Below are 24,466 nucleotides of genomic sequence, written 5' to 3' on the forward strand. Positions count from 1 at the left end.
TCGAAATTATTGCTATATTTTCGAGATCAATGCTTATCCGCAAGGATAGATGGAGACAAAGATGCAGCCAGGTGCAGTAGGGGGTGCCGCATACGCACCCAACCCGGTCCAAATTCAGCAGGCAGCCGCGCCGATTGCTGAAACGGGCAATAATGACCTGAATTCACCGCCGACACAGCGGGTAGAGCAAACAGCAGAAGCCGAAACGTCGCAGCAGGCCGCGCCGACCCCGACAGAGGGCCGCGGACAGGTGATCGACATTTACGCCTGATCGCGCCGCGCGAGGTTCAAAAACAAAAGGCCCGTGGTTTTGACCGCGGGCCTTTTTAATTGCGCTGGTTAACTGCGCGGGGTTTATGCCGCGAAAGAACTGCGATCAATCCGGCCCGTATTTCAGGGCATGGCGCACGATCTTTTTCATCACCGTCGGCAGGGCAAAATCCGAAAGCCCGTCAATGGTTGTCCAGCTGCCATCAAGTTTGTCGGCCTCCTGCGCGGGCAGGCTTGTGGCCAGTACGCTGACATTGAGATGAAAATGCGTGAAGGTATGGCCAACCGTGCCATCAAGCTCCGACCATTTGGCTGATACCGGCGCCTCGGAGAGCATGACATCATCAGGCGCCTCGATCGCGCGCCAGTCACTGCCGGGCACTTCGTAAAGGCCGCCCAGCAATCCCTTTTCCGGGCGACGGCGCACCAGAATGCGGCCATCATCTTCGCGCCGGATCCAGAAGGCATAGCCGACCCGGGTCGGTTTCGGCTCCTTTTTGCGTTTCTTGGGAAGGTCGGGCGCGATGCCGGACTTGCGGCCTTCGCAATCGGCCTGCCACGGACAAATGCCACATGCCGGATTGCGCGGGGTGCAAACGGTCGCACCCAAATCCATCAATGCCTGGGCGTAATCACCGGGGCGATCGGATGGGGTCAGGGCGGCCGACTTTTCCTTGATTTCTGGTTTGACGTCAGGCAACGGCGTTTCCAGCGCAAACAGGCGCGAAATTACCCGTTCGATATTGCCATCCACCGGGCTGGCATGGCGGTTAAAGGCAATGGCGGCAACTGCGCAGGCGGTATAGGGACCAATGCCCGGCAGTTTCAGCAAGCCTTCCTCGGTATCGGGAAAAACACCGTCATAGTCAGTGGCGACCACCTTGGCGCATTTATGCAGGTTGCGCGCACGGGCATAATACCCAAGCCCTTGCCAGGCATGCAGAACATCATCAAGTTCGGCATTGGCAAGATCGGTCACCGTTGGCCAGCGGTTCAGAAAGGCCGCAAAATAGGGTCCCACCGTTTGCACGGTGGTTTGTTGCAGCATGATTTCGCTGAGCCAGACGTGATACGGATCGGGCGTCTCGCCGGGTTCTGATCGCCAGGGCAGGGTGCGGTGATGGCGGTCATACCATTCCAGCATGGTTGCTGCGAGGCGTTGGGTGTCCTGATGGGTGAAATGCACGTCGATCCCGTGTTATGTTGTTTTACGGATCTGGTCCGAAGTTATGCAGACCCTACGAAAGAAGCGGGCGTGAGCAAGAAAAAAGATAGTATTGGTACGAAAAGTGGCTCGGTGCTGGATCAGGCATCGAAGTCTGTCGCACCAAAAAAGAAGCAGGGATTTTCCCCGCTGGGCAGTTCGGAGCGCCGCATGGGACTTCGCAATGTTGCCCCGCTTGTGGGTAATCTGACCCGGCCACTTGTGCGCAAACGCGGCTTTTTCCAGACCGAGATCATCCTGCATTGGGCCGAGATCGTCGGGCGTGATCTTGAACAATATACCATGCCGCTGAAATATAGCCCGCCGCCCAAAGAAAGCATTGCCGGCGGTACCTTGCTGATCCGGGTGGTTGGCCCGGTTGCGCTTGAACTTCAACATCGCATGCCGCAGATCATCGAGCGGGTGAACAGCTATTTCGGCTATCGTGCGATCAACAAGATCACCATGCTTCAGGGCGATATTTCGCGCCCCGAACGCACCGTCCATCGCCCGGCCGAAGTGCCCGAAGCGGACATCAGCCCAACCAGTCAGGCCGACCTCGAAAAGATCGAAGATCCCCACCTGCGCGAAGTGCTGACCCGTCTTGGCCGTCATATCGCAGGCGCAAGCGGTGGTCTGCGCCCCAAACCTGGCAAGAAATAAGGCATTCACCACGGTTGGCGGGGGCTGTTAACCGCGCGTTGCGTGATCACGGCCTGTTGTCTTGTGCGTCGGGGATAATCGAATCAGTTTATTGAAATGAACGATCACGGAGTTGCCGCAATTGCGCGCCAACTTGGCGACTCGTTGGTGGCATAGCCGTTTTCGGGGGTGTGTTGACTCCCGCGCTGCAACAGGCTTGTAATCACAAAACTTTGTTTTAACGGAGGTTTCCTTGCTAAAGGCAGTTAAGTTTCTTGCTGGTGCTTTTTTGATGATGGTTGGTGTGGCAAGCACCCAACAGGCACAAGCAGTTGAATGGAAAGAACATGTGATGGGAGATGCAAATGCGCCGGTCACGATGATTGAATATGCATCTTTGACCTGCCCGCATTGTGCGTCCTTCCACACCGAGGTTCTGCCTGAGATCAAGGAAAAGCTGATTGATACCGGCAAGCTGAAGCTGATCTTCCGCGACTATCCGCTTGATGGTGTTGCCCTGCGGGCCGCGGCCATCGCGCAGTGCGCGGGCGAAGATCGCTATTTCGGTGTTCTGGGCATGCTGTTCAAATCCCAGCTGACATGGGCACGTTCGCAGGACCCGATTGGCAGCATCAAGGAAGTGGTACGCTTTGCCGGCATGACCGGTGATGCGGTGGATGCCTGCATTGCCGATCAGGAACTGATTGACGGTATCGTCGGGTCGCGCATGACCGGTGAACAGGAATTCAACGTCAATTCCACGCCGAGCTTTGTGCTGGACGGCGACACCATTGCTGGTTCGCGCGATGCGGAATTCTTTATCGAAAAAGTCGAAGACCTTATCGACTAACCAAAACAATTCTGCCGGACACCGCATCCGCGGTGTTCGGCAACAGGGGACAGGGTCGGACCGGGGGACATGATTGGTCCAGTTTAAATCGCTAAAGCTGACGGGGTTTAAATCCTTCGTCGATTCAACAGATCTACTCGTTGAAGACGGGCTGACCGGTGTTGTCGGCCCGAACGGCTGTGGCAAATCCAATCTTGTCGAAGCACTGCGCTGGGTGATGGGCGAAACATCAGCCAAGCAGATGCGCGGTTCTGACATGTCCGACGTTATTTTTGGCGGCACATCAAGCCGCCCCGCACGTAACGTCGCCGAAGTTTCTGTGACCCTTGATAATAGCGAGCGCAAGGCGCCCGCGATGTTTAATGATTTCGACATGCTTGAGGTCACGCGCCGTATTGAACGCGGCGGCGGGTCGAACTATCGCGTCAATGGCAAGGACGTCCGTGCCCGTGATGTGCAATTGCTGTTTGCCGATGCCGCGACCGGTGCGCGCTCAAACGCCATGGTGTCCCAGGGCAAAATTGGCGCCCTGATCGGGGCCAAACCGATCCAGCGTCGCCTGATCCTTGAAGAAGCCGCTGGTATCACCGGCCTGCATTCGCGCCGTCACGAGGCAGAGCTGCGTCTTAAGAACGCTGAGCAGAATATGGAACGTCTTGAAGACGTTCTGTTGCAGCTTGATGGTCAAATCGCTTCCCTGCAAAAACAGGCAAGACAGGCCGAACGCTATCGCAAGCTTTCTGAAAGTGTCCGCCAGACCGAGGCCTTGCTGTTCCATATCCGCTGGACCGATGCCCTGAAACGTCAGGAAGACGCCCGTGAATTGCTGGTCGCCGGTGAAAGTGCGGTGCGTGATCTGACCTCGTCGGTGACCGAGGCGACAACAGTTCAGGCCCATGTCGCCGCAAGCCTGCCTGATCTTCGTAAAAAAGAGTCCGAGGCCGCCGCCGCCCTGCAGCGCCTTTTGATCGAACGTGAAGGCTTGGATAAGGACAAGGCGCAGATCGAAACCCAGATGGGTCAGCTGCGCGGGCGCATCCAGCAGATCGATGCCGACCTTGCCCGCGAGGCAGAACTGGCAAGTGACGCCGAAGGTGCGCTTAAAAAACTTCAGGACGAACGCGAAGAACTGAGCGAGGCCCAAGGCGGCGAAGACGACGCGCTTGATGAAGCCTGCGAAGTGGCATCTGAAAAGGCCCTTCGGGTTGAAGAGCTTGAAACCGACGTCGATGCCATGACCAACAAGGTCGCCGAGGAAGAGGCACGCCTTAAATCGGTTCAGCAGCGTTTAAGCGAGCTTAATGCCCGCCGGTCACGCCTGACCGAACGCCATGATGAAGCCGTCGCCAAGCTTGATGATATTCGCATTGAAGCCGACTTTTCCGAGGCGCTTGAAGAAGCCAGCATGCATCTTGAAGAGTGCGAGGAGCTGGTCGAACAGCGCAAGATGGCGGTCGAAGAAGCCGAGATGCGTCTTGCCGAAATGCGTGACCGCGAAGATGGTCTGAAAACCGCGGAAAGCGATGCCCGCGATGCCCTGCGCGATGCCGAAAGCCGCAAGGCCCGCCTGACCGCCGAGATTGAAGCACTTGAAAGCCTTTTGCGCGGCGGTGACGACGACAAATATCCGGGCGTGATTGAAAACATTACGGTGCAGGGCGGCTTTGAACTGGCCATGGCCGCGGCCCTTGGCGAGGACCTTGATGCCCCGGATGCGATCGATGCCGCAATGCATTGGGCGACGATTGATCCGGCGACCGATGATCCGGCCTTGCCCGATGGTGTGACGGCACTTGCCAAATATGTCGAGGCACCCGCACTTTTAAACCGTCGTCTGTGGCAGATCGGCATTGTCGATGACGAAGCGACCGGAAACTTCCTTGCCAAGAACCTGAAGGTTGGTCAGCGACTTGTCTCGCGCGAAGGTGCACTTTGGCGGTGGGATGGCTATCGCGTTCTTGCCGGGGCGGAATTGCCTGCTGCTGTGCGCCTGCGTCAGCGCAACCGCCTTGAAGAACTGCGTGGCGAACTGGAAGAAGCCGATGCGGTGGTCGAAGCCGCAAGCGAACGTGCCGAGATCGCCAGTGAAAATGTCGAACGCCTGGACGAAGAAATCGAGGCGGCCCGAACAGCGGAGCAGGAATCCCACCGCGCAGTGCGCGATGCGGAAAATGCCGCGTCCTCCGCGCGTGAGGAAATCGCCAATATCAAACGCGATGCCAGCGCCATCGAAAGCCGCCTTCAGAATGCCGAAGAGGCCGAAAAGCGCGCCAAGCAGGACCTTGATGAACTGATTGCCGAACAGGAAGAGCTGGCCGCCCTGCCGGAAGAAAGCAGCGAAGGCCTGATGGAAATCAAGGCCGAACTGATCGAGAAACGCGCCAATCTGGCTGATGCGCGCGCCGATCAGATGGAGGCTCGAAGCCAGCTTGAACGCATGCAAAGCACCATGTCGGGCCGGCGCAAACGTCTTGAATTTGTTGAAAACGAAATTGCCACCTGGAACGAACGGGCATCCGGGGCCGGTGAACGGGTTGCCGAACTGCGCGAACGTCAGGAAGAAGCCCGCATGGAGATCGAGGAGCTTGAACTCAAGCCCGAAGAGATGGAAGAGCGCCGCGCCATCCTGTCAGACCGGATCGAACTTTCCGATGCGACCCGCAAAGAAACTGCTGATGAATTGCAGCGCGCCGAAAATGCGCAGCGCGAAGCGGACATGAACCTGCGTGAAGCCGAACAAAAACTGGCCGAGGCCCGCGAAGGCCGCGTGCGTTGTGAAGCCTTGCTTGAGCAGGCCGAACAACATCGCCGCGATCTGATTGAACGTATCCGCGAACGCGTCAACGCCACCCCGGATCAGCTCGTTGAACTTGGTCAGATTGATCTGACCAAGGAATTGCCGAGCGAAGGCGATATCGAAGCCCGCCTGCAACGCCAGACCCGCGAACGCGAAAATCTGGGGGCGGTAAACCTGCGGGCCGAGGTCGAGTTGGCCGAGATGCAGGAACAGAAAGACACCATGGTGTCCGAACGCGATGATTTGATTGCTGCCATTGAAAAGCTGCGCAATGGCATCAATCAGCTCAACCGCGAAGCCCGTGCGCGCCTTAAGGCTGCCTTTGACGAGGTCGACAAGCACTTCCAGCAACTGTTTGTCCGCCTGTTTGGGGGCGGTGGTGCGCATCTGATGCTGACCGAGGCGGATGATCCGCTTGAAGCCGGGCTTGAGATCATGGCATCCCCGCCGGGCAAAAAGCTTCAGCATCTTTCACTGCTGTCTGGCGGTGAGCAGGCCCTGACCGCTGTGGCCTTGCTGTTTGCGGTCTTCCTGACCAACCCGGCCCCGATCTGCGTGCTTGATGAGGTCGACGCCCCGCTTGATGACGCCAACGTTGACCGTTTCTGCAAGCTGTTGGAGGCCATTGGTCGTCATGCTAATACCCGCTTCCTCGTCATCACCCACCACCGTATGACCATGGCCCGGATGAACCGTCTGTTTGGTGTGACCATGGCCGAACGCGGTGTTTCCTCGCTGGTATCGGTCGATCTGCATCAGGCAGAAGTCTATTCCAAGAAAGAACAGACCGAGCTCGACTTCACCAACTGATCCCAGCCGCTTAATAAGCATCTCATTAATAAACTGATAGGGCGGGCGATGTTACACATCATTGAAACTCAATGATGGTGAAGGCCGAATGTCCCAAAAAGTGCGCGAGCTTTACGAACAGTTTCCCTATCCGTTGCGTGATCCGCAGCAGGAAAAAGATCGTCTGTTAATGCCGCCACTTGATACCCTTTCGCGGGTTAATCATTACTGTTTTGGCGGGACCAAGGTCTTTGATGACAGTTTCCGCGCCCTGGTCGCGGGTGGCGGCACCGGTGATTCCCTGGTCTGGCTGGCCGAACAGTTGCGTGATGTCGGTGGGGCGGTGACGTATCTTGAGCCGTCCGAGGCCAGCACCAAGATCGCCCGCGCCCGGACCGAGGCCCGCGGCCTGACCAACGTGACCTTTGTGAACCAGACGATTTCGGAATTCGCCAAATCCGCACCAGAAACTTTTGATTACATCAATTGCGCCGGTGTCTTGCACCACCTTGAAGACCCCGAAGAAGGCCTGCGTGATCTGACGAGCGTGCTCAAGGTCGATGGTGCGATGGGCATCATGGTGTATGGCGAACATGGCCGTCTGGCGGTGACCGAATGGCGCAAAATGATCGAGCCCTTGCTCGAAGGCAAAGACCTGCAGCAACAGCTCGCCATGACGCGCACGCTGCTTTCTGCCCTGCCAGAAGATAATATGCTGCTTAAAATGGGTGGTGGTCCGGGCTTCATCAAAGGTCTGCTTGAAAACGATCCGGAAATCGTTGATCTGCTGCTTCATCCTGTCGAATGCGCCTATGATGTGCATGGGGTGTATCGTTTTGCCGCGTCTGCTGCGCTGCATGTCGCGGCCTTTACCGGTTTCTTCGGTTTTGGCGGTACCGGCAAGGCGCATTACAACATCGAAAATCTGGTCCGTGATCCGGGATTGTTGCGCGAATTGGCGGCCAAGCCGCTTCGCGATCAGCAGGCCTTCTGTGAACGGTTCAGTGGCGCGATGCCGCTGCATGCCTTTTATCTGACGCGCGAGGACAAGGGCCAAACGGCCGAGGTTCTGCCGGATGCCGAACTCGCCCCCTATTTCTTCGTTCCGCCCAACAAGACCTTCTTTGATGATCTGGTCGCACTCGCCGGTCAGCCCGTTCTGATCGAAGATGGCAGTGGCAATGCGGTTGATCTGACCGGTGGGCCGGATCTGGCGCGCCTGTTGGCAGTCTTTGATGGCAAGAACACCGTGGCCCAGATCGTCGCCATTCTACGCGATGAGATCCTTGATACCCAGCCGATTGATATGAATTCGATTGCGATCAATACGCTGGGGGCGGTGTGGGCGCTGTTTCACAAGTTCGACTGGATGCTGGCGGCCAAACCGGACGGCTGGCAGAAAACGGATGGCGAACGCACCCTTCGCGTGCGCAAGGTTTAATCCGCTTTTGAGTTTCAGACGGTTGGCGGGGCGGCTTTGCCCTGCCTCGGTGAATCGGGCCAGCTGACCGTCTTTAATCCGTCGATATTTCATGGTTCTGGCAAAATTCGGTCCGGATTTTGGCAAATTGTCCGGTCAGCGTGAAAATCCCCGACTTTGTCATTTGGGCTGTTGAGGCGCCTAAAATCGGCAGGAACCAAGGAAAACCGCCGGTTGCAGCCAAGTGTGCCAAGTTACTGTTATTTTTAGTGACTGCGACTATTGCCTAACTCTAAAAGTGTTTTCCTTCACATTTCATGGGTTAAATAACTGAAATAATTGGAATTATTCCGGTTTTCGTCGGCTGCGCAAGACGGGGTTTTACAGCTTGACAGCCCATGGGGTGCTAAGTATGTTGCCCGCGCATTTCCTTGCGACGTCTGCAGGGCTGCCACAGCGGGGTTCACGACAATGAGCGATGATAAAGATCGCGCTTCATTAGCAGAGCTTGAAAGCAAACTGGCAGCTGTAACAGGCAAACGCGAAGAGCTGCACAGCCCGAACCGGGCGACCGGCAAACCATCCCAAGGGATGGCGCTTGGCATGAGGATTTCGGCGGAAATGATCGCTGCTGTCCTTGTTGGCTTGCTGATCGGCTGGGCGCTGGATCGGGTGCTTGATACGACGCCTTGGCTACTTGTTCTGTTTGTCTTTCTCGGGGCAGGTGCCGGAGGTTTGAACGCTTATCGCGTTGCCAAGGGTTTTGACAGTGCTGTCGGACTTGGTCGTGCGATGGGGGAGCGCAAGCAGGGGAACGGGGGCCAATCCGAACCCTGATAATATTGAGCGAGGATTACGGTGGCTGGACCGCTAGAGCAGTTTGAAATCAAGCCCTTGGCCGAACTTTCGGTTGCCGGCATTGATGTTTCCTTCACCAACTCCGCACTTTGGATGGTGATCGCAGCCGTTCTCGTAACGGGCTTCATGACGCTTTCGATGCGTCGCGGCGCGCTGGTTCCGGGCCGCTGGCAGGGCGCTGCCGAGGTGATGTATGAATTCGTCGCCAATATGCTCAAGGACAACGTGGGAAGCGCAGGTCGCAAATATTTCCCGTTCGTCTTTACACTGTTTATGTTTGTTCTGTTCGGGAACCTGCTTGGCATGATCCCGCACAGCTTTACCTTTACGAGCCATATCGCTGTAACCTTTGCGATGGCTCTGGTGATCTTCCTCGGTGTGACGGTCATCGGCTTCATGCGTCATGGTACGCATTACCTTCGGATGTTCTTCCCTGAAGGTGCGCCGATTGCGACTGCGATCATTCTGATCCCGATCGAAATCATCTCCTATTTCTCTCGTCCGTTCAGCCTGGCGATCCGACTGTTTGCGAACATGACCGTCGGCCACATCATGCTGAAAGTTATCGGTGGGTTCGTTGGCCTGATTGGCATTCTCGGCGTGCTTCCGTTTGCTTTGCTGACGGGGATTACTGTTCTGGAGTTCGGCATTGCTGCGCTTCAGGCTTATGTCTACACAATTCTCACCTGCATCTATCTCCATGATGCAATCCACATGCACTGATGTGTGTGGTTTGGTGTGATCTCTTCTGATTGCCTTTAAGAAATTCGAAAGGGTGAAGTTATGGAACTCGATGCTGCTAAGATGATCGGTGCTGGCCTGGCTGCTATTGGCATGATTGGTGCCGGTATCGGTGTTGGTAACATCTGGTCGAGCCTGATTGCGACTGTTGGCCGTAACCCGGCTGCAAAAGGCGACGTTGAACTGTATGGCTGGATCGGCTTTGCTGTTACCGAAGCTATTGCACTGTTCGCACTCGTCGTTGCGCTGATCGTTCTGTTCGGCTAATCGGCGCCTTTTGCGCGAATACACGGCCCGGCGAGGCACCCCCTCGCCGGTCTCGTTGAATTCGGGAGTAGGCTATGCCGCAGTTTGATATTGCGACGTTCTCAGAACAGATTTTCTGGCTGTTCGTTATTTTCGCCATCTTGTATTTCCTGATGTCGAAAATCGCGCTGCCGAAGGTCGGTGACGTTCTTGAACGCCGTCAAAAAACCATCGAAGACAACCTTGGCAAGGCTCGGGCGTTGAAAGACGAAACCGATGCCGCCATCGCGAAATACGAGGCTGCTTTGGCAGAAGCTCGTGAGGCTGCTCAGGCAGACATTCGCGAAGCATCGGAAAAGGCTGCTGCAGAGCAAGCCAAGAAAACCGATGCCATGGTCAAGAAGCTGTCTAAAAAGACATCTGATGCCGAAAAGGCAATTGCGGACGCGAAAGCGGATGCAATGACGGGTGTTGCAGAAGCAGCATCGGAAATTGCCCGTGAAGCAACCGACAAACTTATCGGTGTCAAGGTTCAGGCCAAAACTGCCGACAAGGCTGTTTCGGCAATCGTAGGAGAGTAAGACAATGGCAACCCAAGAGGTTACTTTCCTTACCGATCCATACACCTGGACCACGCTTTCCTTCGTGCTGGTCGTCGGTTTTGGCGGTTTCAAAGCCGTCAAAGGTATCTCGAGCGCACTTGATAAACGTGCCAAGAAGATCTCTGACGAACTGGACGAAGCACAGCGTCTTCGCGAAGAAGCCCAAGAGCTTCTGGCCAATTATCAGGCCAAACAGCGTGAAGCGCTCAAGGAAGCTGACGAAATCCGCGCGCATGCCAAGGCAGAAGCCGACCGTATGCTCGAGAGCGCCCAGGCAGAGCTCAAAGCGGCCCTTAAACGCCGTGAACAGCAGGCCCTGGATCGTATCTCCAACCTCGAAAGCCAGGCTATCGCCGAAGTTCGAGCGCATGTCGCCGAAATCGCAGCCGCGGCCACCACGGCCCTTGTTTCTGACAAGGTCTCCGGTGCAAAGGCAGACGAGCTGGTTGATAGCGCGATCGCGGAAATCAAAGGTCGTCTGAACTGATTTTTCCGGTCTCCGGAAATTAAAAACCCCGCAGCATTGCTGCGGGGTTTTTTGTTGGCCGACAAACGCCAGCTGGCCTACTAAGCGCGTTACTACTTTTCGGCTGACATCACGAGAAATGGCGGACGTCGGCGATGATCAGCCCAGCGTTGATTTTGCGTATTTCCCTGGGGTTCAGGTTCAAGAAGACGTCGAAGGCTAAACCCAGCGTCCAGTAGACCATTGACATAACTTTCGACGGTTCTGTGATATTTGATGACGCCGTCGACGAACCATCGCGTTTCGCGCGGCCCCTCATCACGGTAATCATCTAGCGGCCAGTGCAACTTTTTCCCGTTGGCATCCAGAGCCCATTCTTGTGCGGCGAGTGCTGTGCATACGGGATGCTCGACCGAAAATATCAGCCTTCCCTTGATGGGTAGCCATGAGGCAATCTTAGCCAATACGTCTTCGTAGCTTTGTACATAGTGAAGCGCCAACGAAGATATTACGCAATCAAACGTCTGAGGCGTTTGAGGCTCAAAGGTCTCAATCGGGCCATTGAGATAGGTTATTGCGCGGTCGTCTGTTTTCTCGCGCGCTGCAGTGATCATGTTTTTTGATGGATCAATTCCCGTGACCGATGCGGCGCCCTTGGATCTGGCAAAGCGTGCGAAATCGCCAAACCCGCATCCAATATCAAGTAAGTGTAAGCCTTCCAGCGAACTTGGCAGCAGGCTGCGAATTGCGGGTTGCTCAAGGATGTCGTTCAGACCGGCTCCCGATCTGCGAAGTTCCGCGTAACCCGTGTAGAACTCCGGATTGTCATAAATGTTTTGTGGCTGGGGCATATCGACCTGTATCATATGATGGCAGCATGGCTTCTGTCCCGTTAGAACAGGTTATTCTGTTCCAACGGCGTCTACCAATCTTTTGATAGGGCGTAATATGCGAATTCCCGGCCCACGGTGTCTCTGGCAGGCTCAGAAAAGCCGGTCCCGCTCGTGCGGTTCATCGAGGTCCATGACCGGGCCAAGCGGCACCACACCGGACGGATTGATCGTCGGGTGGCTTTCGTAATAGTGGCCCTTGATATGGTCCATAAACACCGTTTCCTTGATCCCGGGCTGCTGATACAGATCGCGCGTATAGGCCCAGAGATTGGGATATTCATTCAGCTTGCGCAGATTGCATTTGAAGTGCCCGTGATAGACCGGGTCAAAGCGCACAAGGGTCGTAAACAGGCGCCAGTCGGCCTCGGTAATATGATTGCCCACCAGATAGCGCTGCTTTGACAGACGTTCTTCAAGCCAATCAAGCGCGTCAAACAGGGTCGTGACGGCTTCTTCATAGGCCGACTGCGTGGTAGCAAAGCCAGACTTGTACACGCCGTTATTCACATCGTGATAAACGCGCTCATTCACCGCGTCGATCTCAGCCCTTAACGCTTCGGGATAGAAATCAACATCGGCTGCGCCAAGATCATCAAAGGCACTGTTAAACATGCGGATGATCTCAGCAGATTCATTGCTGACGAGTTTGTTGGCCTTCTTGTCCCAGACCACCGGCACGGTGACGCGCCCGGTATAGTCGGCCATCGCATCGGTATAGACCTGATGCATGAAATCGCGATTTTCCAGATGATCGGGAAGGCCGGCATCTCGGTCAAATTCCCAGCCATTCTCGCCCATATGCCAATGCACGACAGACACACTGATCATGTCTTCCAGGCCCTTGAGCGCGCGGAAGATCAGGGTGCGGTGCGCCCACGGGCAGGCATAGGAAACATACAGGTGATACCGGCCTTTTTCGGCCGGGAATTCGGCATTCTGGTCGGCAGACACCCAGTTGCGAAAAGCAGAATCCTGGCGTTTGAATTTTCCGCCGGTGCTTTTGGTGTCATACCATTTGTCTTGCCATTTTCCGTCGACAAGTAATCCCATGTCCGTTTCCCAATTTCTGTTCGTCGGTGTGGGCAGTCATCCTGCCTCGGTTGGGCTTCATTCTCCTGATTTGCGCGTTGAAGACAATCCGCTGATGTGACATTAATTTGTTTCCAATCGCGCAACAGTATCCCAAGAAATGTAGCCAGGAGCCGCATAATGCTGATCGGAAACCTTGACGGCATGACCGTCTTTGCCCGTGTTGTCGAAGAACGCAGTTTTTCCGGTGCGGCGCGTAAGCTGGGCATGTCGAAATCAGCCGTCAGCAAACATGTGACCAAGCTGGAAGACAATCTGGGTATCCGGCTTTTGAACCGCACCACCCGGCGGCTGAGCCTGACCGATGCGGGATCGACGTTTTATCAGCACTGCGCGCGCGTGGCCGAAGAGATCGAAACGGCTGAACATGCCCTGACCGACTTGCGCGGCACACCGCGCGGCACCTTACGCATTTCCGCCCCGCTGACCTTCGGGCAGATGTATCTGCCGCAACTGGTCACCGAATTCATGGAAAAGTATCCCGGCCTGCATGTCGATATCCATCTGGCCGATCACATGGTGGATCTGGTGGCTGAGGGGATCGATATGGCGGTCCGCATCACGCGCCTTAAGGATTCAAGTCTGATTGCGCGCAAGCTTGCCGATTTCACCGGCCATGTCGTGGCATCGCCGGGCTATCTCGCCGAACATGGGGAACCCAAAACCCCGCAGGAACTGGCAGACCACAAAACGATTTCCTATACCAATGTGCCCAGCCCCAATATCTGGGATTTCGAAGGGCCCGAAGGCCAGGTCTCGGTGCGCGTCGATCCGGTGATGTCATGCAATAACGGCGAATTCACCTCCGTCGCCGCCATTCGTGGTCTGGGCATCGCGCGTGAGCCGGAATTCATCGTTGCCGAGGCACTGAGTGAAGGGCGTCTTGTTCGCATCCTGCATGATTATGACCCGCTGAGCAGCGGGGGCATTTACGCGGTTTATCCCGAACGTCGCCATCTGCCCAGCAAAGTGCGCGTCTTTATCGATTTTCTGGTTGAGAAATTCAAAGGTGGTCTGTGCAACTTCCACAAGGATGCCTGCGTGGAATATCACGAAGGCCGGGGACGTCAGCGCCCCACACCCTGATGTTCTGGATGACTACGGATTACTTGCTTTCCACCCGCCAGCCCAGCAAACAGATCGCCCCGATCAAAAGGGCGACCAACGGGATCGGCAGCAGGTTGGTAATGCCGCCAATGACCGTCTTGAAACTGTCGGTCTGAACAAACCCGGCCCAGTTGCTGCCATGCCAGATGCGATCATCGGGCACATGGCGGAAATCGGGTAGCCCATCCTCAATTCGACCGATATAGCCATCATTTTCCGCTACCAGCCCGGCCAGAAGGTCGGGGGTTGAATTGGTGTTCTGGGTTTCGGCTGTCAGGACATCACGATCAACATGCAGGCTGGTCTGGCTGCGTTTGTCCTGATCGCGCACGCGTATGCGTATCAAACCGCGCGTCTCGATGGGTACCGTCGCCTGCCATGACTGATCAGGCAGCTGTTCAAACGGGGCATTGATCTGTTCGCCGGTTTCCGGATTGATCACGCTGGCAGATTCGGGGGCAGCACCGATTTTGCGCCAGTTCAGGATCAGGCTGTCGCCATCCGGGCTGCGTTCGGTGCGCACCGTGTTTTCATCCAATGCCGGTTCCTTCATCAACCAGTGCGAAAGACGCCTGAGCAATTCGGCAACCGGGCCGCCGCCGTCATGGCCGCGCTGCCACAGCCACATCTGATCGGAACTCAGCATCGCGACCCGGCCTTCCTCAACGCGCTGCATGGTCAAAAGCGGCAGGTCATCAACACCGGTCAGAAGCGTCATGGCGTCCGGGTCCGACACCCGCGTTTCGATCTGGCGATACCATTGTCCCCATTTCGGCGGTGTATTGGGGGATCCGGCAATCGCGGTTGTGACCGGATGCAGGCGGCCAGCCTGATTGACGCGCGGGATAAAGGCCTGCTCGACAATGCGTCCGGTCGGCGTGGCTGGCATCAGATCATTCAAGGCCGTGCTGGCAAGCCCGTCCGGCCCGACATATTCCGGTCCAGCCACCACCAGTGCCGCCCCGCCCCAGCGCACGAAATCAACGACCTTTTCCAGATAGTGCGGCGGCAGAACCCCGCGCATCTGATAGCGGTCAAAAATGATCAGATCAAACTGGCGCAGGCGCACTTCAAACAGATCCCGGATCGGAAACGGGATCAGGGCCAGTTCATTGATCGGCGTGTCATCGCCCTTTTCCGGCGGGCGCAAGATCGTGAAATGCACAAGATCCACACCGGGATCCGCCCGCAAGAGGTTGCGCCAGGCGCGCTCGCCCGGATGGGGTTCCCCCGATAGCAACAACACGCGCAACCGATCCCGCACACCGGTGGTTTCAAGGATCAGGCGGTTGTTGGATTTATCGGTTTCTTCTTCAAGGGTATCCATGCGCAGTTCTGCCAACACCGATCCGGCATGGGGGACGGGGATGCTGACCCGGCGTTGTTCATTGGCGGGCAGGGCAATTTCGCGTTCCGTGCCGTCTTCAAGTAACATGCGAACCGGAATGGCGGTGCCAGCGGGCAATTGCGGATCGATCGCCTCGATCATGAATTCGGCGTCCTTACCGACAATGCCGTAATCCGCACTTTGACGAATAACCAATCGACGATCGCGTTCATCGCGCCCGCCACTGATCAGAACATGTAATGGCGCATTCAGATCAAGACGCCCCGGCACGTCATGGACCTGCCCGTCGGTGATCATCATGACCCCGCCCAGCCGCTCGCGCGGTAACCCACCAAGCAACCGGTCAAGCACGGCAAACATGCGGGTATCGGCTTGGCCCGGAACATCTTCAAAGCGAAGCTCTACCGTTGGATCATCGGCAAAGCGATCCTGCAGTTCGGCAATTGCCGCATTGGTCTGTGCCGTTCGGTCGCCAATATTCTGGCTTGCGGATCGGTCGACCAGAACAAGGACGATGTCGCTTAGTTTTTCACTTTCGCGGTCGGTAAATTGCGGTGCCAGAAGGGTAAGCAAAACCAGCACCATGACCACCGCGCGCCAGACCGTGCCACGCAGCCGGAATATGGTAAAGACAATGACCGCGCCAAGGCACAAAACGGCAAGCGCTTGCAGGATGGTGATATCGAGAAGCGGTGCGATCTGAAGATTTTGCCATCCCTGGTTCATCGGCCCAACCTTTCAAGGATGGCGGGGATATGCACCTGATCGCCCTTGTAACTGCCCGTCAGGGCATACATCACCAGATTGACCCCGAACCGATAGGCCATTTCACGTTGGCGCGGCGATATGTCTTCGCTGCGCAGATCATCACGGCCTTCGGGGATGATCCATGCCGATGCCCAGTCATTGCCACCAAACAGGACCGAGGCGACCCCGTCCAGACGCTGGCTCGGGCGGGCATCAAGCCACAGCGGTTCGGAAAATCGGCCAAAGGCATGATCAAGCAGATAGAAACTGCGAAACAGGATGTGATCACTGGGCGCGCGATCGAGAAGCGGGACTTCCAAGCCGGCCAGAAGGCGGCGCAAACGAGCCGGTTGGACTTCGCGGTCGCGACTGTCGATCAGGATCATCCCGCCATTATTGAGATAGCGGTTCAGTCGATCCTGCGCGCGTTCGGAAAACGGCTCCTGCCCATCAACCAGCGGCCAATAGATCAGCGGATAGAAACTGAGTTCATCGGTTTCCGGATTGATACCGTCAACCGAGTTGAGCTCGGCGGCACTGCGCCGACGCAAAATTTCGGTCAGGCCGGTCATGCCCGCACGGCTTAGCCGATCAACCGGCGCATTGCCGGTTTCAAGATAGGCCAGACGGGGTTGCAAGGCGGCGTCTGGCAGGGAAACGGCATGGCCGGTAGACGGCATTACGACGGCCGACAGTGCTCCGCTGCCAAGAACGAGCACCAACAGGACCGACGTCAGCGCATTGCTGCGTCGGCTGCGCCGCAGGGACAGATTGTTAAGCGCAAGCAAGATCAGCGCATCAAGCAGAACCACCATAAAGGCTGCCAACAGGCAAAGGGCTGCCAGGTCGATCTGGCTTTGAACGGTGATTTCGCGCGTGCTGATGCCAGATGGCCAGATCACATCACGCCCGATATTTGTCAGTGAAGGACCAAGGTTCAAGGCAACGGCCTGACCGTTTTCCCCATAAATGCCCGGCGGGTGGCGCGGGCTCGGTACCGGAAGCGGTGTCTGAACCGGCAGGATCAGGGCATCGGGCTGATGTGGGCGGCCAAACCCGTCAAGCACGGTCTGGGCGGGCAGGCTGCTTTGCAGTTCGGGGTCGCTGCGGTTGCTGGGGCTGGCAAGCGGCAGCAGCTTTTGCCACAGCTCGACAAACAGGCCCGACATTGGCAGGTTTGACCAGTCGGCCCAGGGCGTGACATGGAACAGCACAATCCGCCCGGCATTGCGTGGCGTGCTGGTTATCAACGGTGTGCCATCGGTCAGGCGCGCCCAGGTCTTGCTGACAATGTCCGGGTCCGGCTCGGCCAGCAATTGGCGGGTAACCGTGATGTCACCCGGAACTTCGATGCCCTGAAACGGACTGTTTTCCGGGAAATCGAGCAAACTTTTAGGCTTTTCCCAGGACATGGATCCGCCAAAGTCGCGATTGCCAAGGCGCAGGGTGACAGGCAAAAAGTCCTTCCCGATCTGCGACGAACTGTCCCCGGCAAAGCGAACCAGCATGCCGCCTTCATTGACCCAGCGTTCCAGCGCATCAAACTGGCTGCCAAGCCCAGATATCGGCCCAGCGGAAACCAGAACATCTACCCCGTTTTCCAGCAAAGTCGCGAGCGGGGCATAGGTCACATCGGCATAGGGCGAAAGCGCACGATCCAGGAAGAAATACTGATCAGACAGAACCCCCGGACCATCGCCGGAACTGACGATTACGCCGACCCGTCGTTGCTGCCAGCGCGCCCCGGTTTGAAAAACTGATGCGGCACTTTCTATGCCTTCGATCCCGACGGACTGAATGGCGTTTGAGATATCGCTTGGCAGCAGGATCGCAATGTCGCTTTGATCGGTATCGGCGGCGATTTCGATGTTATGACGCAAAATGACATTGCCGCGCTCCCCACGGGCCAGAAGGTTTACTTCGCGGGGCAGTTCGTCGCGATTATGGGTAAGTGTTGCCACCATACCCGTGCCGGATCGGTTCAGCGATCGGATGGCGATGCGATCCGTAATGGTCGGCGAAATCGTTGTGATCGTTGCGATGTCTTGCAGTTCCGAGGCAATCTCGGCCTTGCCGGGACTATCCATCTCGCCCGTCAGCCACAGGATGCTGCCAATCGACTGGCTCATGTCCGGACGTTCGGAAATCAGATCGGAAAGCGCGGCATAATCCGAGGGCCAGGGACGGGGTTGCAGGCGGTCAAACAGGCTTTTGGTATCATTGGGCGATACCGGCCCGACAATGTCAGGCAGTTTCCACGTGGTCGCCCCGGCGGCCTCAGCTGCTGTTTGCGCAACATAGATTGTTTGCAGGTCAAACCGGGCCTGATTGGCGATCTGTTCCAGTGCCGTGCGGTATTGCCGCCAGTTGGCCGCACTGTCCCAGCCATTATCGGCAATGATCAGGATGGCACCATCATTGGCGGCAAAGTCATTTCGGTTCATCACCGGGCGGGCCGCCGCAATGATCAAAAGGGTCAGGATCAGACAGCGCAGAATGGTCTGCCAGATCGGGGCGCGCTGGATATCGCGGCGCTTGCTTTTAAGGCCGCGCAGGATGCGGGCGGCCGGGAAGGTAACGGTCTTTGGTGATCGGGGGGCGGACCGGATCAAAAGCCAGACAATCGGCAACACCATCAGCCCGGCCAGCATCGCAGGATAAAGAAATGTGATGGCCGACAGGCTCATGACATCTCCTGCGTGTTATGGCGGTGCATGTTGGGCCGCCCCCGGCCGTTCGACCCGCTTTGATTTTGCCGCTCGCTCAGATGCTGATAAAGCGCAAGCAATGTCGGGCTCGCACTTTCGGATGTGACATGTCGATCATAAAGCCAGTCATTCTGGCGCGCGGCATCGCGGACAAGTGCCCGCCATTTCTGGGCGCGCTTTTGATAGCCATCGGCAAGGTCTTCGAACTTCTCGCTGCGAAAAATCATTTGATCTTCGGTATCAAACAGATCAACGCGCCCCTGATAGGGCGGGGTGATTTCCGCAGGGTCAAGGATCTGCACCAGCGCACCGTCATTTTGATACTGACCGAGACGGCGAACGGTGCGCGTCGATTTTTCGGTTTGATCGGAAAATTCAAGGAAGTCGCCCAGGATCAGGACCGAATGTTTGCGTCCAGGGTGAATGTTGGCCCCCTGATCGGCAATGCTTTGCGGCGTGGCCAGCATCGCATGGGCCAGTTTTTCAAGATGCTCGGCCGATGTGATGCGTGTGCGTTCACCGTCAAAGGTGCCAACGGTTTCGCCGTTGCGGATCAAAAGATCGGCCAGTGCGATGGAAATGATCAGGGTACGCTCGGCCTTGGATGGCAGGCTGTCTTTTGATGACCAGTATGTCGACGGCGAAAGAACCGGCCAGATCCAGTAATTGTGACTGGCCTGCCATTCGGTCTGGCGGATGAAGGTATGTTCACTGCGTGCCGACCGGCGCCAGTCAATCTGGTTGGTCGGATCACCCGGCACATAAGGTCGGAACTGCCAGAAATCACTGCCCGGTCCGACCTTGCGATTGCCATGCAGGCCACTGCGCAGACTGATGGCCGTTCGGCGCGACTCATCAATCAGCTGGGGCAGTCGGGCCGCAAGGGCGCGGGCGGCGGCGACATGATCATGCACGGCAGTGCTCGCCAATTAGCTGTTCTCCTGCAAATGGGCCAGCGCATCGGTAATCAGGCCCTTGGCGGTAAACCCTTCGGCACGCGCGCCATAGGTCAGACCAAAACGATGGCGCAGGACCGGAACCGCAAGTTCTTCGATATCCTCGATCGATGGTGCAAAGCGGCCAAACAGCATCGCACGCGCCCGGCACGCCAGTGACAGGGCCTGTGCCGCACGTGTGCCAGGCCCCCAGGCAACGTTTTCGCGAATGTCGGCAAGCGATGTGCTTTCCGGGCGGCATTCGCGGCACAATGCGATGATGGTATCAAGCACCCGGTCGGGCATTGGCAGACGCCGGACAAAGTCCTGTGCCTCCACGAGGTCATCGGTCTGAAGAACCTGACGCGGACGGGTCGGATAGCGCCCGGTGGTCTCGGTCACGATTTTGCGTTCTTCCTCGGCATCGGGATAACTCAGGCGCACTTCAAGTAGGAACCGGTCAAGTTGCGCTTCGGGCAGGGGATAGGTACCTTCCTGCTCAAGCGGGTTCTGGGTGGCCAGAACATGGAACGGTTCGGGCAGCTTGTAGCTGTAACCGGCCACCGAAACTTCGCGTTCCTGCATGGCCTGTAACAGGGCCGACTGGGTGCGCGGGCTGGCACGGTTAATCTCGTCAGCCAGAAGAAGCTGGCAAAATACCGGGCCCTTGATAAAGCGAAAGGCGCGCTTGCCGTCCGCCCCTTCTTCGAGCACTTCGGAGCCCAGAATGTCGGCTGGCATCAGGTCGGGTGTAAACTGCACACGTTTATCAAGCAGGCCAAGAACCTTGCCCAGTGTATGGGCCAGCAAGGACTTGCCAAGGCCCGGCGCACCGACCATCAGCACGTGTCCACCTGATAAAATGCCGATAAGTGTTTGCTCTACGGCATCATTCTGCCCAAATATAATAGAGGAAATCATTTTGCGGGCTTCAGCCAGCCGTGCGACACACTCGTCCAGACGAGCTGCATCGCGTTCCAGACTGCTTTCCTGGGAGAAACCCATTTCTTCGGGGAATTGTGGCGCGTTTGTCATGGCGGTTGACTGTGCTTCCTATGTTGCAGTGCAGGCGCTGGCAGGCCAAAGAACGCAGATGAAATCGGTTAAGCGAAACGGGAAAACGTCTGGTTCAGGATCAACTCTACAGCATGAATGATAACCAAAAAACCGTCGATCTCGCCGAAAAATTGTGGACGCGTTTGCGCGGGCAAAAGCCTGATACCGGGTGGCATCCGCAAATCTGCGGCGATATCCCTATGTCTATAGGTCGGGATGGCACCTGGTTCTATCAAGGTGGCCCGATTGGGCGAATCGAATTGGTGAAGCTTTTTTCTTCCGTACTGCAACGTGACGAGGAAGGCGGTCATTGGCTTGTGACCCCGGCCGAGATGGCCCGGATCGATGTTGAAGACGTCGCCTTCATCGCAGTCGAGATGCAAAACGAAGGCGAAGGCAAGGATCAGAACATCCGTTTTCGGACCAATATCGACCAGTGGGTGGAACTTGATCAGGACCATCCGTTGCGGGTCGAACATGACCCCGAAACCGATGAACCATCCCCCTATGTCGGGCTTGAACGCGGCCTTGAAGCGCGTCTGAACCGGGCGGTGTTTTATCAACTGGTCGAACTCGCCGAGGAAATAAGTGACCCTGATAACGGTATGATCCGTATCGGTGTGTATAGTCATGGCCAATTCTTTGAGATCGGTCGTATGGAGGCCACCGAATGACACCCGATGACATCATTGCAGCCTTGCGCGCGCCGACAGGCGATGTTTTGCAGCGCCGTGGTGATCATGCTGTCGATTTCCCGGGTTCCAAATCCCGCGCACGGGCCTTTGCCGATGGTGAACTGGTCTCGCGCCCGGCGGCCGTTCTGGTGCCACTGGTCAAACGCGATGCCGGTCTGCATGTTATCCTGACAAGGCGCACCGATCATCTAAGCGACCATGCAGGCCAGATCAGCTTCCCCGGTGGCCGACAGGAAGAAGTTGATGCCACCCTTGAAGAAACCGCCCTTCGCGAAACCGAGGAAGAAATCGGTCTTGCGCGCCGACATATCGATCTGGTCGGGCGGATTGACGATTATTACACCGTGACCGGCTATCAGGTGACGCCGGTGATTGGTCTGGTGACCCCGCCCTTTGATCTCAAACCCGATGATCATGAAGTTGCCGAAGTCTTTGAAGTTCCGCTGAGTTTCATCCTTGATCCGCGGAATCAGAAACTGCAAACCGTGATGTTCGAAGGCACCCGCAGGCGTTATTTTGCGATTCCGTACCGCGAATATTACATCTGGGGGGCAACGGCCGGGATGCTGGTCAATTTCTCGGAAGTCATCCGGGCCAACGCGCCGTCACTACAAGCCTAACCTGTTTTTACTTAATCCGAATACTGGGACCTGCCTTATGTTGCGACAAATCATCCAGATCGGCCTTCCCCTGATCCTGCCCTTTGTAATGTATGGGCTGTGGTTAAAGTGGGCGCGCGCCAAGGCCATCCGTGAAGGTCACGACATTGTCCCACCCTGGAGCAAGGGGCCCTGGCTGCTGCTGTTTGGTCTGGGCGTGGCATTGACAGCGGCAATCCTGATTTTCACTGCACTTGGGACTGGTGCGCCGCCCGATTCCATTTATCATGCGCCGGTATTGCGTGACGGCGTGGTCGAGCCGGGCTATTTCGAACCCAAGGAATAGCCACAGCCCAGCCACCGTCGCAACGCTTGAATAACAGGTGGCACCAAAGCAGCGATGACAGCACTCGAAGTAACCGGCAGATTGCGGCCATACGGGATCATGGTCGCCGATGATACCGCCCGCGTTTTTGATGCGATTGCGCAGCAAGGCGGTTGCGCGCGCTTTGTCGGTGGTGTGGTGCGTGACGCGTTGCTCAAACGCGACCTGATCGATGTCGATATCGCCTGTGATCTTGCGCCGGAGGTAACCCAGACCGCCCTTGAAAAGGCCGGCATTCGGGTGATCCCTACGGGCCTTAAACATGGCACGGTCACCGCGATTACCGAAGCCGGGGCCTATGAAATCACCACACTTCGGGTGGATGTTCTGACCGATGGCCGCCATGCCGAAGTCGCCTTTACCGACAGCTGGCTTGAGGACGCCAAGCGCCGCGATTTTACCTTTAACGCCATTTATTGCGATCTGAATGGCACGATCTATGACCCGTTTGATGGCGAAACCGATCTGCGCGACGGGCGGGTGCGCTTCATCGGGGTGGCGGAAAACCGTATTGCCGAAGATTTCCTGCGCATTTTGCGGTTCTTCCGCTTTCAGGCATGGTTTGGCCGTCCGCCGATTGACCCGATCGGGGCAGAAGCCTGTCGCAAGGCGGTAATTGGTCTTCACGATATTTCGGTCGAACGTATCCGCGATGAAATGTTCAAACTGCTGCGCGCAACCAGTCCGGCAGGCACGATCAATGACATGATCGGTTTTGGCATCCTGCCCGCCATTTTGCCCGAGCTGACCCACACCGATTGCCTGCGCATCATGCAATGGCTTGATAGTACGGCCCTTGCCGATCCCACCATCCGGCCTGATCCGCTGCGCCGTCTGGCGGCCCTGTTTGCCCCCGAAGGCGATAAACGCAAAAGCGATGATCAGGAAGATAATCTGGCCGCAGCCGAACGCTTTGCCCGGAACTTGCGCCTGTCGAACGAAGAAACCGACCGGTTTGCCGAAATGGTCGCCCATGCACCGCTGATTGATCCGAAATTGCCGCCGGAAACGGTGCGCCGTGATCTTTATCGCATGGGACCAGCAGCCTTTCGGGATGCGGTGCTTCTGGCGTGGAGTGCGCGGGGCGCTGAACCGCCGCGCTGCACGCGGGCTGAAAATGACGAATGGAAAGCCCTGCTTGAAGCGGCGGCAAATTGGCAGCCGGTCAAATTGCCGATACAAGGGCGCGACATCCTGAAAGCCGGTCTTGCACCTGCAGGCCCACGTGTCGGCGCGCTTTTGAAACAGGCCGAGGAATACTGGCTCGATCAGGATTTCAAACCCGGCCCGGATGAATTGATGGAATATGTCGCCCGCCAGAATGCGGCCGGCGACGAGGAGAAGTAATGACGACAGGCGCAATTGGACATCGGGTTTGCTGTTTTGGCGACAGTCTGGTCAATGGTGTGCGCGACGGTGAAAAGGGCGGTTGGCCCATGCGTCTTGGACGGCGTCTTTTTGATGAGGCCGGGCGCGAAGTCACCATCTATAATCTTGGTATCCGTGCGGAAACGTCGGAGGGGCTGAAAGCCCGCTGGGAGTTTGAGGCCAAATTGCGCATGGTCGAAGAATTCCCGACGGTTCTGATCTTCAGTTTCGGGGTGAATGATGCCAACCATGCCGAAGATCGCGGTGAAGAAACCACCATGCGGGTTTCCCCGGCCAAGTCGGCGGCGAATGCGGCCGAGATCATCGGGGCTGCGTCCAAACTGGCACCCACCCTTTGGATCGGGCCGCAGGCCGTGATTGATGGCAGCAAATCCAGTCAGGAAATCAATCAGCGCCTTGAAGGTCTGAACCAGATTTATCTCGAAACCGCGCGCGGTTTCGATGTGCCTTACCTTGATCTGCTCGCGACGACCCTTACTGATGACACATGGCAACGGGCCTTGCGGCGCGGCGATGGTTATCACCCCGATAAGCACGGCTATGACCGGTTGGCAGAGTTGATCTGGGAATGGGGTGCCGTTCAACAGGCTGTTGGACTGACACCTGCCGAAGGCTAAGCAACTTCGATGA

23 protein-coding genes are annotated in these 24,466 nt (G+C 56.9%); 16 read left to right on the forward strand and 7 right to left on the reverse strand.

Annotated features, from left to right (window positions below; all coding sequences use genetic code 11):
* The first annotated feature begins 61 nt into the window (after positions 1-61).
* Positions 62-271 carry a hypothetical protein gene (locus ACXAF0_RS04900; protein WP_475344319.1) on the forward strand — a complete coding sequence of 70 codons (210 nt, stop codon included), beginning with the start codon at positions 62-64 and terminating at the stop codon, positions 269-271.
* A 105-nt stretch (positions 272-376) separates the two neighbouring features.
* On the opposite strand, the gene mutY is transcribed toward ACXAF0_RS04900, so the two are convergent.
* On the reverse strand, positions 377-1,456 hold the full coding sequence (mutY, locus tag ACXAF0_RS04905) for an A/G-specific adenine glycosylase (protein WP_475344322.1): 1,080 nt from the start codon (positions 1,454-1,456) through the stop codon (positions 377-379).
* 69 nt (positions 1,457-1,525) lie between these two features.
* Here mutY and ACXAF0_RS04910 point away from each other — a divergent pair, with 69 nt between their 5' ends.
* From ACXAF0_RS04910 to ACXAF0_RS04950, 9 genes are all read left to right on the forward strand, one after another.
* Positions 1,526-2,137 (forward strand): DUF721 domain-containing protein, encoded by a 612-nt coding sequence (locus ACXAF0_RS04910; RefSeq protein ID WP_475344324.1) that lies wholly within the window; start codon positions 1,526-1,528, stop codon positions 2,135-2,137.
* A 232-nt stretch (positions 2,138-2,369) separates the two neighbouring features.
* Complete coding sequence (locus ACXAF0_RS04915; RefSeq protein ID WP_475344325.1) at positions 2,370-2,966, forward strand: thioredoxin domain-containing protein; 597 nt, start codon at positions 2,370-2,372, stop codon at positions 2,964-2,966.
* 73 nt (positions 2,967-3,039) lie between these two features.
* Complete coding sequence (gene smc / locus ACXAF0_RS04920; protein ID WP_475344328.1) at positions 3,040-6,573, forward strand: chromosome segregation protein SMC; 3,534 nt, start codon at positions 3,040-3,042, stop codon at positions 6,571-6,573.
* An 88-nt stretch (positions 6,574-6,661) separates the two neighbouring features.
* The gene (locus ACXAF0_RS04925) at positions 6,662-7,993 is read left to right on the forward strand and encodes a class I SAM-dependent methyltransferase (RefSeq protein WP_475344329.1); all 1,332 of its coding nucleotides are present in this window, start codon (positions 6,662-6,664) and stop codon (positions 7,991-7,993) included.
* 450 nt (positions 7,994-8,443) lie between these two features.
* Positions 8,444-8,809, forward strand: a complete 366-nt coding sequence (locus ACXAF0_RS04930) for an AtpZ/AtpI family protein (protein ID WP_475344330.1) — start codon at positions 8,444-8,446, stop codon at positions 8,807-8,809.
* Between the two features lie 21 nt (positions 8,810-8,830).
* Positions 8,831-9,553 (forward strand): F0F1 ATP synthase subunit A, encoded by a 723-nt coding sequence (locus tag ACXAF0_RS04935; protein WP_475344331.1) that lies wholly within the window; start codon positions 8,831-8,833, stop codon positions 9,551-9,553.
* 60 nt (positions 9,554-9,613) lie between these two features.
* Positions 9,614-9,838: an ATP synthase subunit C family protein gene (locus tag ACXAF0_RS04940; RefSeq protein WP_007089066.1), complete on the forward strand. Its 225-nt coding sequence runs from the start codon at positions 9,614-9,616 to the stop codon at positions 9,836-9,838.
* 74 nt (positions 9,839-9,912) lie between these two features.
* Complete coding sequence (locus ACXAF0_RS04945) at positions 9,913-10,398, forward strand: F0F1 ATP synthase subunit B family protein (RefSeq protein ID WP_475344333.1); 486 nt, start codon at positions 9,913-9,915, stop codon at positions 10,396-10,398.
* Positions 10,399-10,402: 4 nt separating this feature from the next.
* Positions 10,403-10,906: a F0F1 ATP synthase subunit B family protein gene (locus tag ACXAF0_RS04950; protein ID WP_475344335.1), complete on the forward strand. Its 504-nt coding sequence runs from the start codon at positions 10,403-10,405 to the stop codon at positions 10,904-10,906.
* A gap of 92 nt (positions 10,907-10,998) precedes the next feature.
* Here ACXAF0_RS04950 and ACXAF0_RS04955 read toward each other — a convergent pair whose 3' ends face one another.
* On the reverse strand, positions 10,999-11,736 hold the full coding sequence (locus tag ACXAF0_RS04955) for a class I SAM-dependent methyltransferase (protein WP_475344337.1): 738 nt from the start codon (positions 11,734-11,736) through the stop codon (positions 10,999-11,001).
* A gap of 132 nt (positions 11,737-11,868) precedes the next feature.
* Positions 11,869-12,828, reverse strand: a complete 960-nt coding sequence (locus ACXAF0_RS04960; RefSeq protein WP_475344338.1) for a glutathione S-transferase family protein — start codon at positions 12,826-12,828, stop codon at positions 11,869-11,871.
* A 159-nt stretch (positions 12,829-12,987) separates the two neighbouring features.
* Between ACXAF0_RS04960 and ACXAF0_RS04965 the strand changes: the two genes are divergently transcribed.
* Positions 12,988-13,953 (forward strand): LysR family transcriptional regulator, encoded by a 966-nt coding sequence (locus ACXAF0_RS04965; RefSeq protein WP_475344340.1) that lies wholly within the window; start codon positions 12,988-12,990, stop codon positions 13,951-13,953.
* Between the two features lie 19 nt (positions 13,954-13,972).
* Here the strand turns inward: ACXAF0_RS04965 and ACXAF0_RS04970 are convergent, their stop codons facing one another.
* The 4 genes from ACXAF0_RS04970 to ACXAF0_RS04985 are packed head-to-tail and all read right to left on the reverse strand — an operon-like array spanning position 13,973 to position 20,747.
* Positions 13,973-16,048 (reverse strand): hypothetical protein, encoded by a 2,076-nt coding sequence (locus tag ACXAF0_RS04970; protein ID WP_475344342.1) that lies wholly within the window; start codon positions 16,046-16,048, stop codon positions 13,973-13,975.
* Positions 16,045-18,756 carry a DUF4159 domain-containing protein gene (locus ACXAF0_RS04975; RefSeq protein ID WP_475344346.1) on the reverse strand — a complete coding sequence of 904 codons (2,712 nt, stop codon included), beginning with the start codon at positions 18,754-18,756 and terminating at the stop codon, positions 16,045-16,047. Before ACXAF0_RS04975 ends, ACXAF0_RS04970 begins: the two co-directional genes overlap by 4 nt.
* The gene (locus ACXAF0_RS04980) at positions 18,753-19,706 is read right to left on the reverse strand and encodes a DUF58 domain-containing protein (RefSeq protein WP_475344349.1); all 954 of its coding nucleotides are present in this window, start codon (positions 19,704-19,706) and stop codon (positions 18,753-18,755) included. Before ACXAF0_RS04980 ends, ACXAF0_RS04975 begins: the two co-directional genes overlap by 4 nt.
* Positions 19,707-20,747 carry an AAA family ATPase gene (locus ACXAF0_RS04985; protein WP_475344351.1) on the reverse strand — a complete coding sequence of 347 codons (1,041 nt, stop codon included), beginning with the start codon at positions 20,745-20,747 and terminating at the stop codon, positions 19,707-19,709.
* Between the two features lie 113 nt (positions 20,748-20,860).
* Here ACXAF0_RS04985 and ACXAF0_RS04990 point away from each other — a divergent pair, with 113 nt between their 5' ends.
* Genes ACXAF0_RS04990 through ACXAF0_RS05010 form a run of 5 tightly spaced genes read left to right on the forward strand, consistent with a single transcriptional unit; the run spans position 20,861 to position 24,453 of the window.
* Positions 20,861-21,442: a DUF1285 domain-containing protein gene (locus ACXAF0_RS04990; protein WP_475344354.1), complete on the forward strand. Its 582-nt coding sequence runs from the start codon at positions 20,861-20,863 to the stop codon at positions 21,440-21,442.
* Positions 21,439-22,083 (forward strand): CoA pyrophosphatase, encoded by a 645-nt coding sequence (locus ACXAF0_RS04995; protein ID WP_475344356.1) that lies wholly within the window; start codon positions 21,439-21,441, stop codon positions 22,081-22,083. The genes ACXAF0_RS04990 and ACXAF0_RS04995 overlap by 4 nt, the downstream gene beginning before the upstream one ends.
* 37 nt (positions 22,084-22,120) lie before the next feature.
* The gene (locus ACXAF0_RS05000; RefSeq protein ID WP_475344359.1) at positions 22,121-22,408 is read left to right on the forward strand and encodes a hypothetical protein; all 288 of its coding nucleotides are present in this window, start codon (positions 22,121-22,123) and stop codon (positions 22,406-22,408) included.
* Positions 22,409-22,462: 54 nt separating this feature from the next.
* On the forward strand, positions 22,463-23,794 hold the full coding sequence (locus ACXAF0_RS05005; protein ID WP_475344363.1) for a CCA tRNA nucleotidyltransferase: 1,332 nt from the start codon (positions 22,463-22,465) through the stop codon (positions 23,792-23,794).
* Entirely contained in the window at positions 23,794-24,453 is a 660-nt protein-coding gene (locus ACXAF0_RS05010; RefSeq protein WP_475344366.1) for a DUF459 domain-containing protein, read from the forward strand. Before ACXAF0_RS05005 ends, ACXAF0_RS05010 begins: the two co-directional genes overlap by 1 nt.
* The last annotated feature ends 13 nt before the right edge of the window (positions 24,454-24,466 follow it).

It is taken from the genome of Thalassospira sp. ABD4_177 (assembly GCF_056160125.1).

Coding starts and splice junctions, on each gene's coding strand:
- ACXAF0_RS04925 (WP_475344329.1), top strand. CDS start 6,662: ATGTCCCAAAAAGTGCGCGAGCTTTACGAACAGTTTCCCTATCCGTTG.
- ACXAF0_RS04995 (WP_475344356.1), top strand. CDS start 21,439: ATGACACCCGATGACATCATTGCAGCCTTGCGCGCGCCGACAGGCGAT.
- ACXAF0_RS04940 (WP_007089066.1), top strand. CDS start 9,614: ATGGAACTCGATGCTGCTAAGATGATCGGTGCTGGCCTGGCTGCTATT.
- ACXAF0_RS04975 (WP_475344346.1), bottom strand. CDS start 18,756: ATGAGCCTGTCGGCCATCACATTTCTTTATCCTGCGATGCTGGCCGGG.
- ACXAF0_RS04965 (WP_475344340.1), top strand. CDS start 12,988: ATGCTGATCGGAAACCTTGACGGCATGACCGTCTTTGCCCGTGTTGTC.
- ACXAF0_RS04955 (WP_475344337.1), bottom strand. CDS start 11,736: ATGCCCCAGCCACAAAACATTTATGACAATCCGGAGTTCTACACGGGT.
- ACXAF0_RS04930 (WP_475344330.1), top strand. CDS start 8,444: ATGAGCGATGATAAAGATCGCGCTTCATTAGCAGAGCTTGAAAGCAAA.
- ACXAF0_RS04960 (WP_475344338.1), bottom strand. CDS start 12,828: ATGGGATTACTTGTCGACGGAAAATGGCAAGACAAATGGTATGACACC.
- ACXAF0_RS04990 (WP_475344354.1), top strand. CDS start 20,861: ATGAATGATAACCAAAAAACCGTCGATCTCGCCGAAAAATTGTGGACG.
- ACXAF0_RS05010 (WP_475344366.1), top strand. CDS start 23,794: ATGACGACAGGCGCAATTGGACATCGGGTTTGCTGTTTTGGCGACAGT.
- ACXAF0_RS05005 (WP_475344363.1), top strand. CDS start 22,463: ATGACAGCACTCGAAGTAACCGGCAGATTGCGGCCATACGGGATCATG.
- ACXAF0_RS04945 (WP_475344333.1), top strand. CDS start 9,913: ATGCCGCAGTTTGATATTGCGACGTTCTCAGAACAGATTTTCTGGCTG.
- ACXAF0_RS04970 (WP_475344342.1), bottom strand. CDS start 16,048: ATGAACCAGGGATGGCAAAATCTTCAGATCGCACCGCTTCTCGATATC.
- ACXAF0_RS04900 (WP_475344319.1), top strand. CDS start 62: ATGCAGCCAGGTGCAGTAGGGGGTGCCGCATACGCACCCAACCCGGTC.
- ACXAF0_RS04985 (WP_475344351.1), bottom strand. CDS start 20,747: ATGACAAACGCGCCACAATTCCCCGAAGAAATGGGTTTCTCCCAGGAA.
- ACXAF0_RS05000 (WP_475344359.1), top strand. CDS start 22,121: ATGTTGCGACAAATCATCCAGATCGGCCTTCCCCTGATCCTGCCCTTT.
- ACXAF0_RS04950 (WP_475344335.1), top strand. CDS start 10,403: ATGGCAACCCAAGAGGTTACTTTCCTTACCGATCCATACACCTGGACC.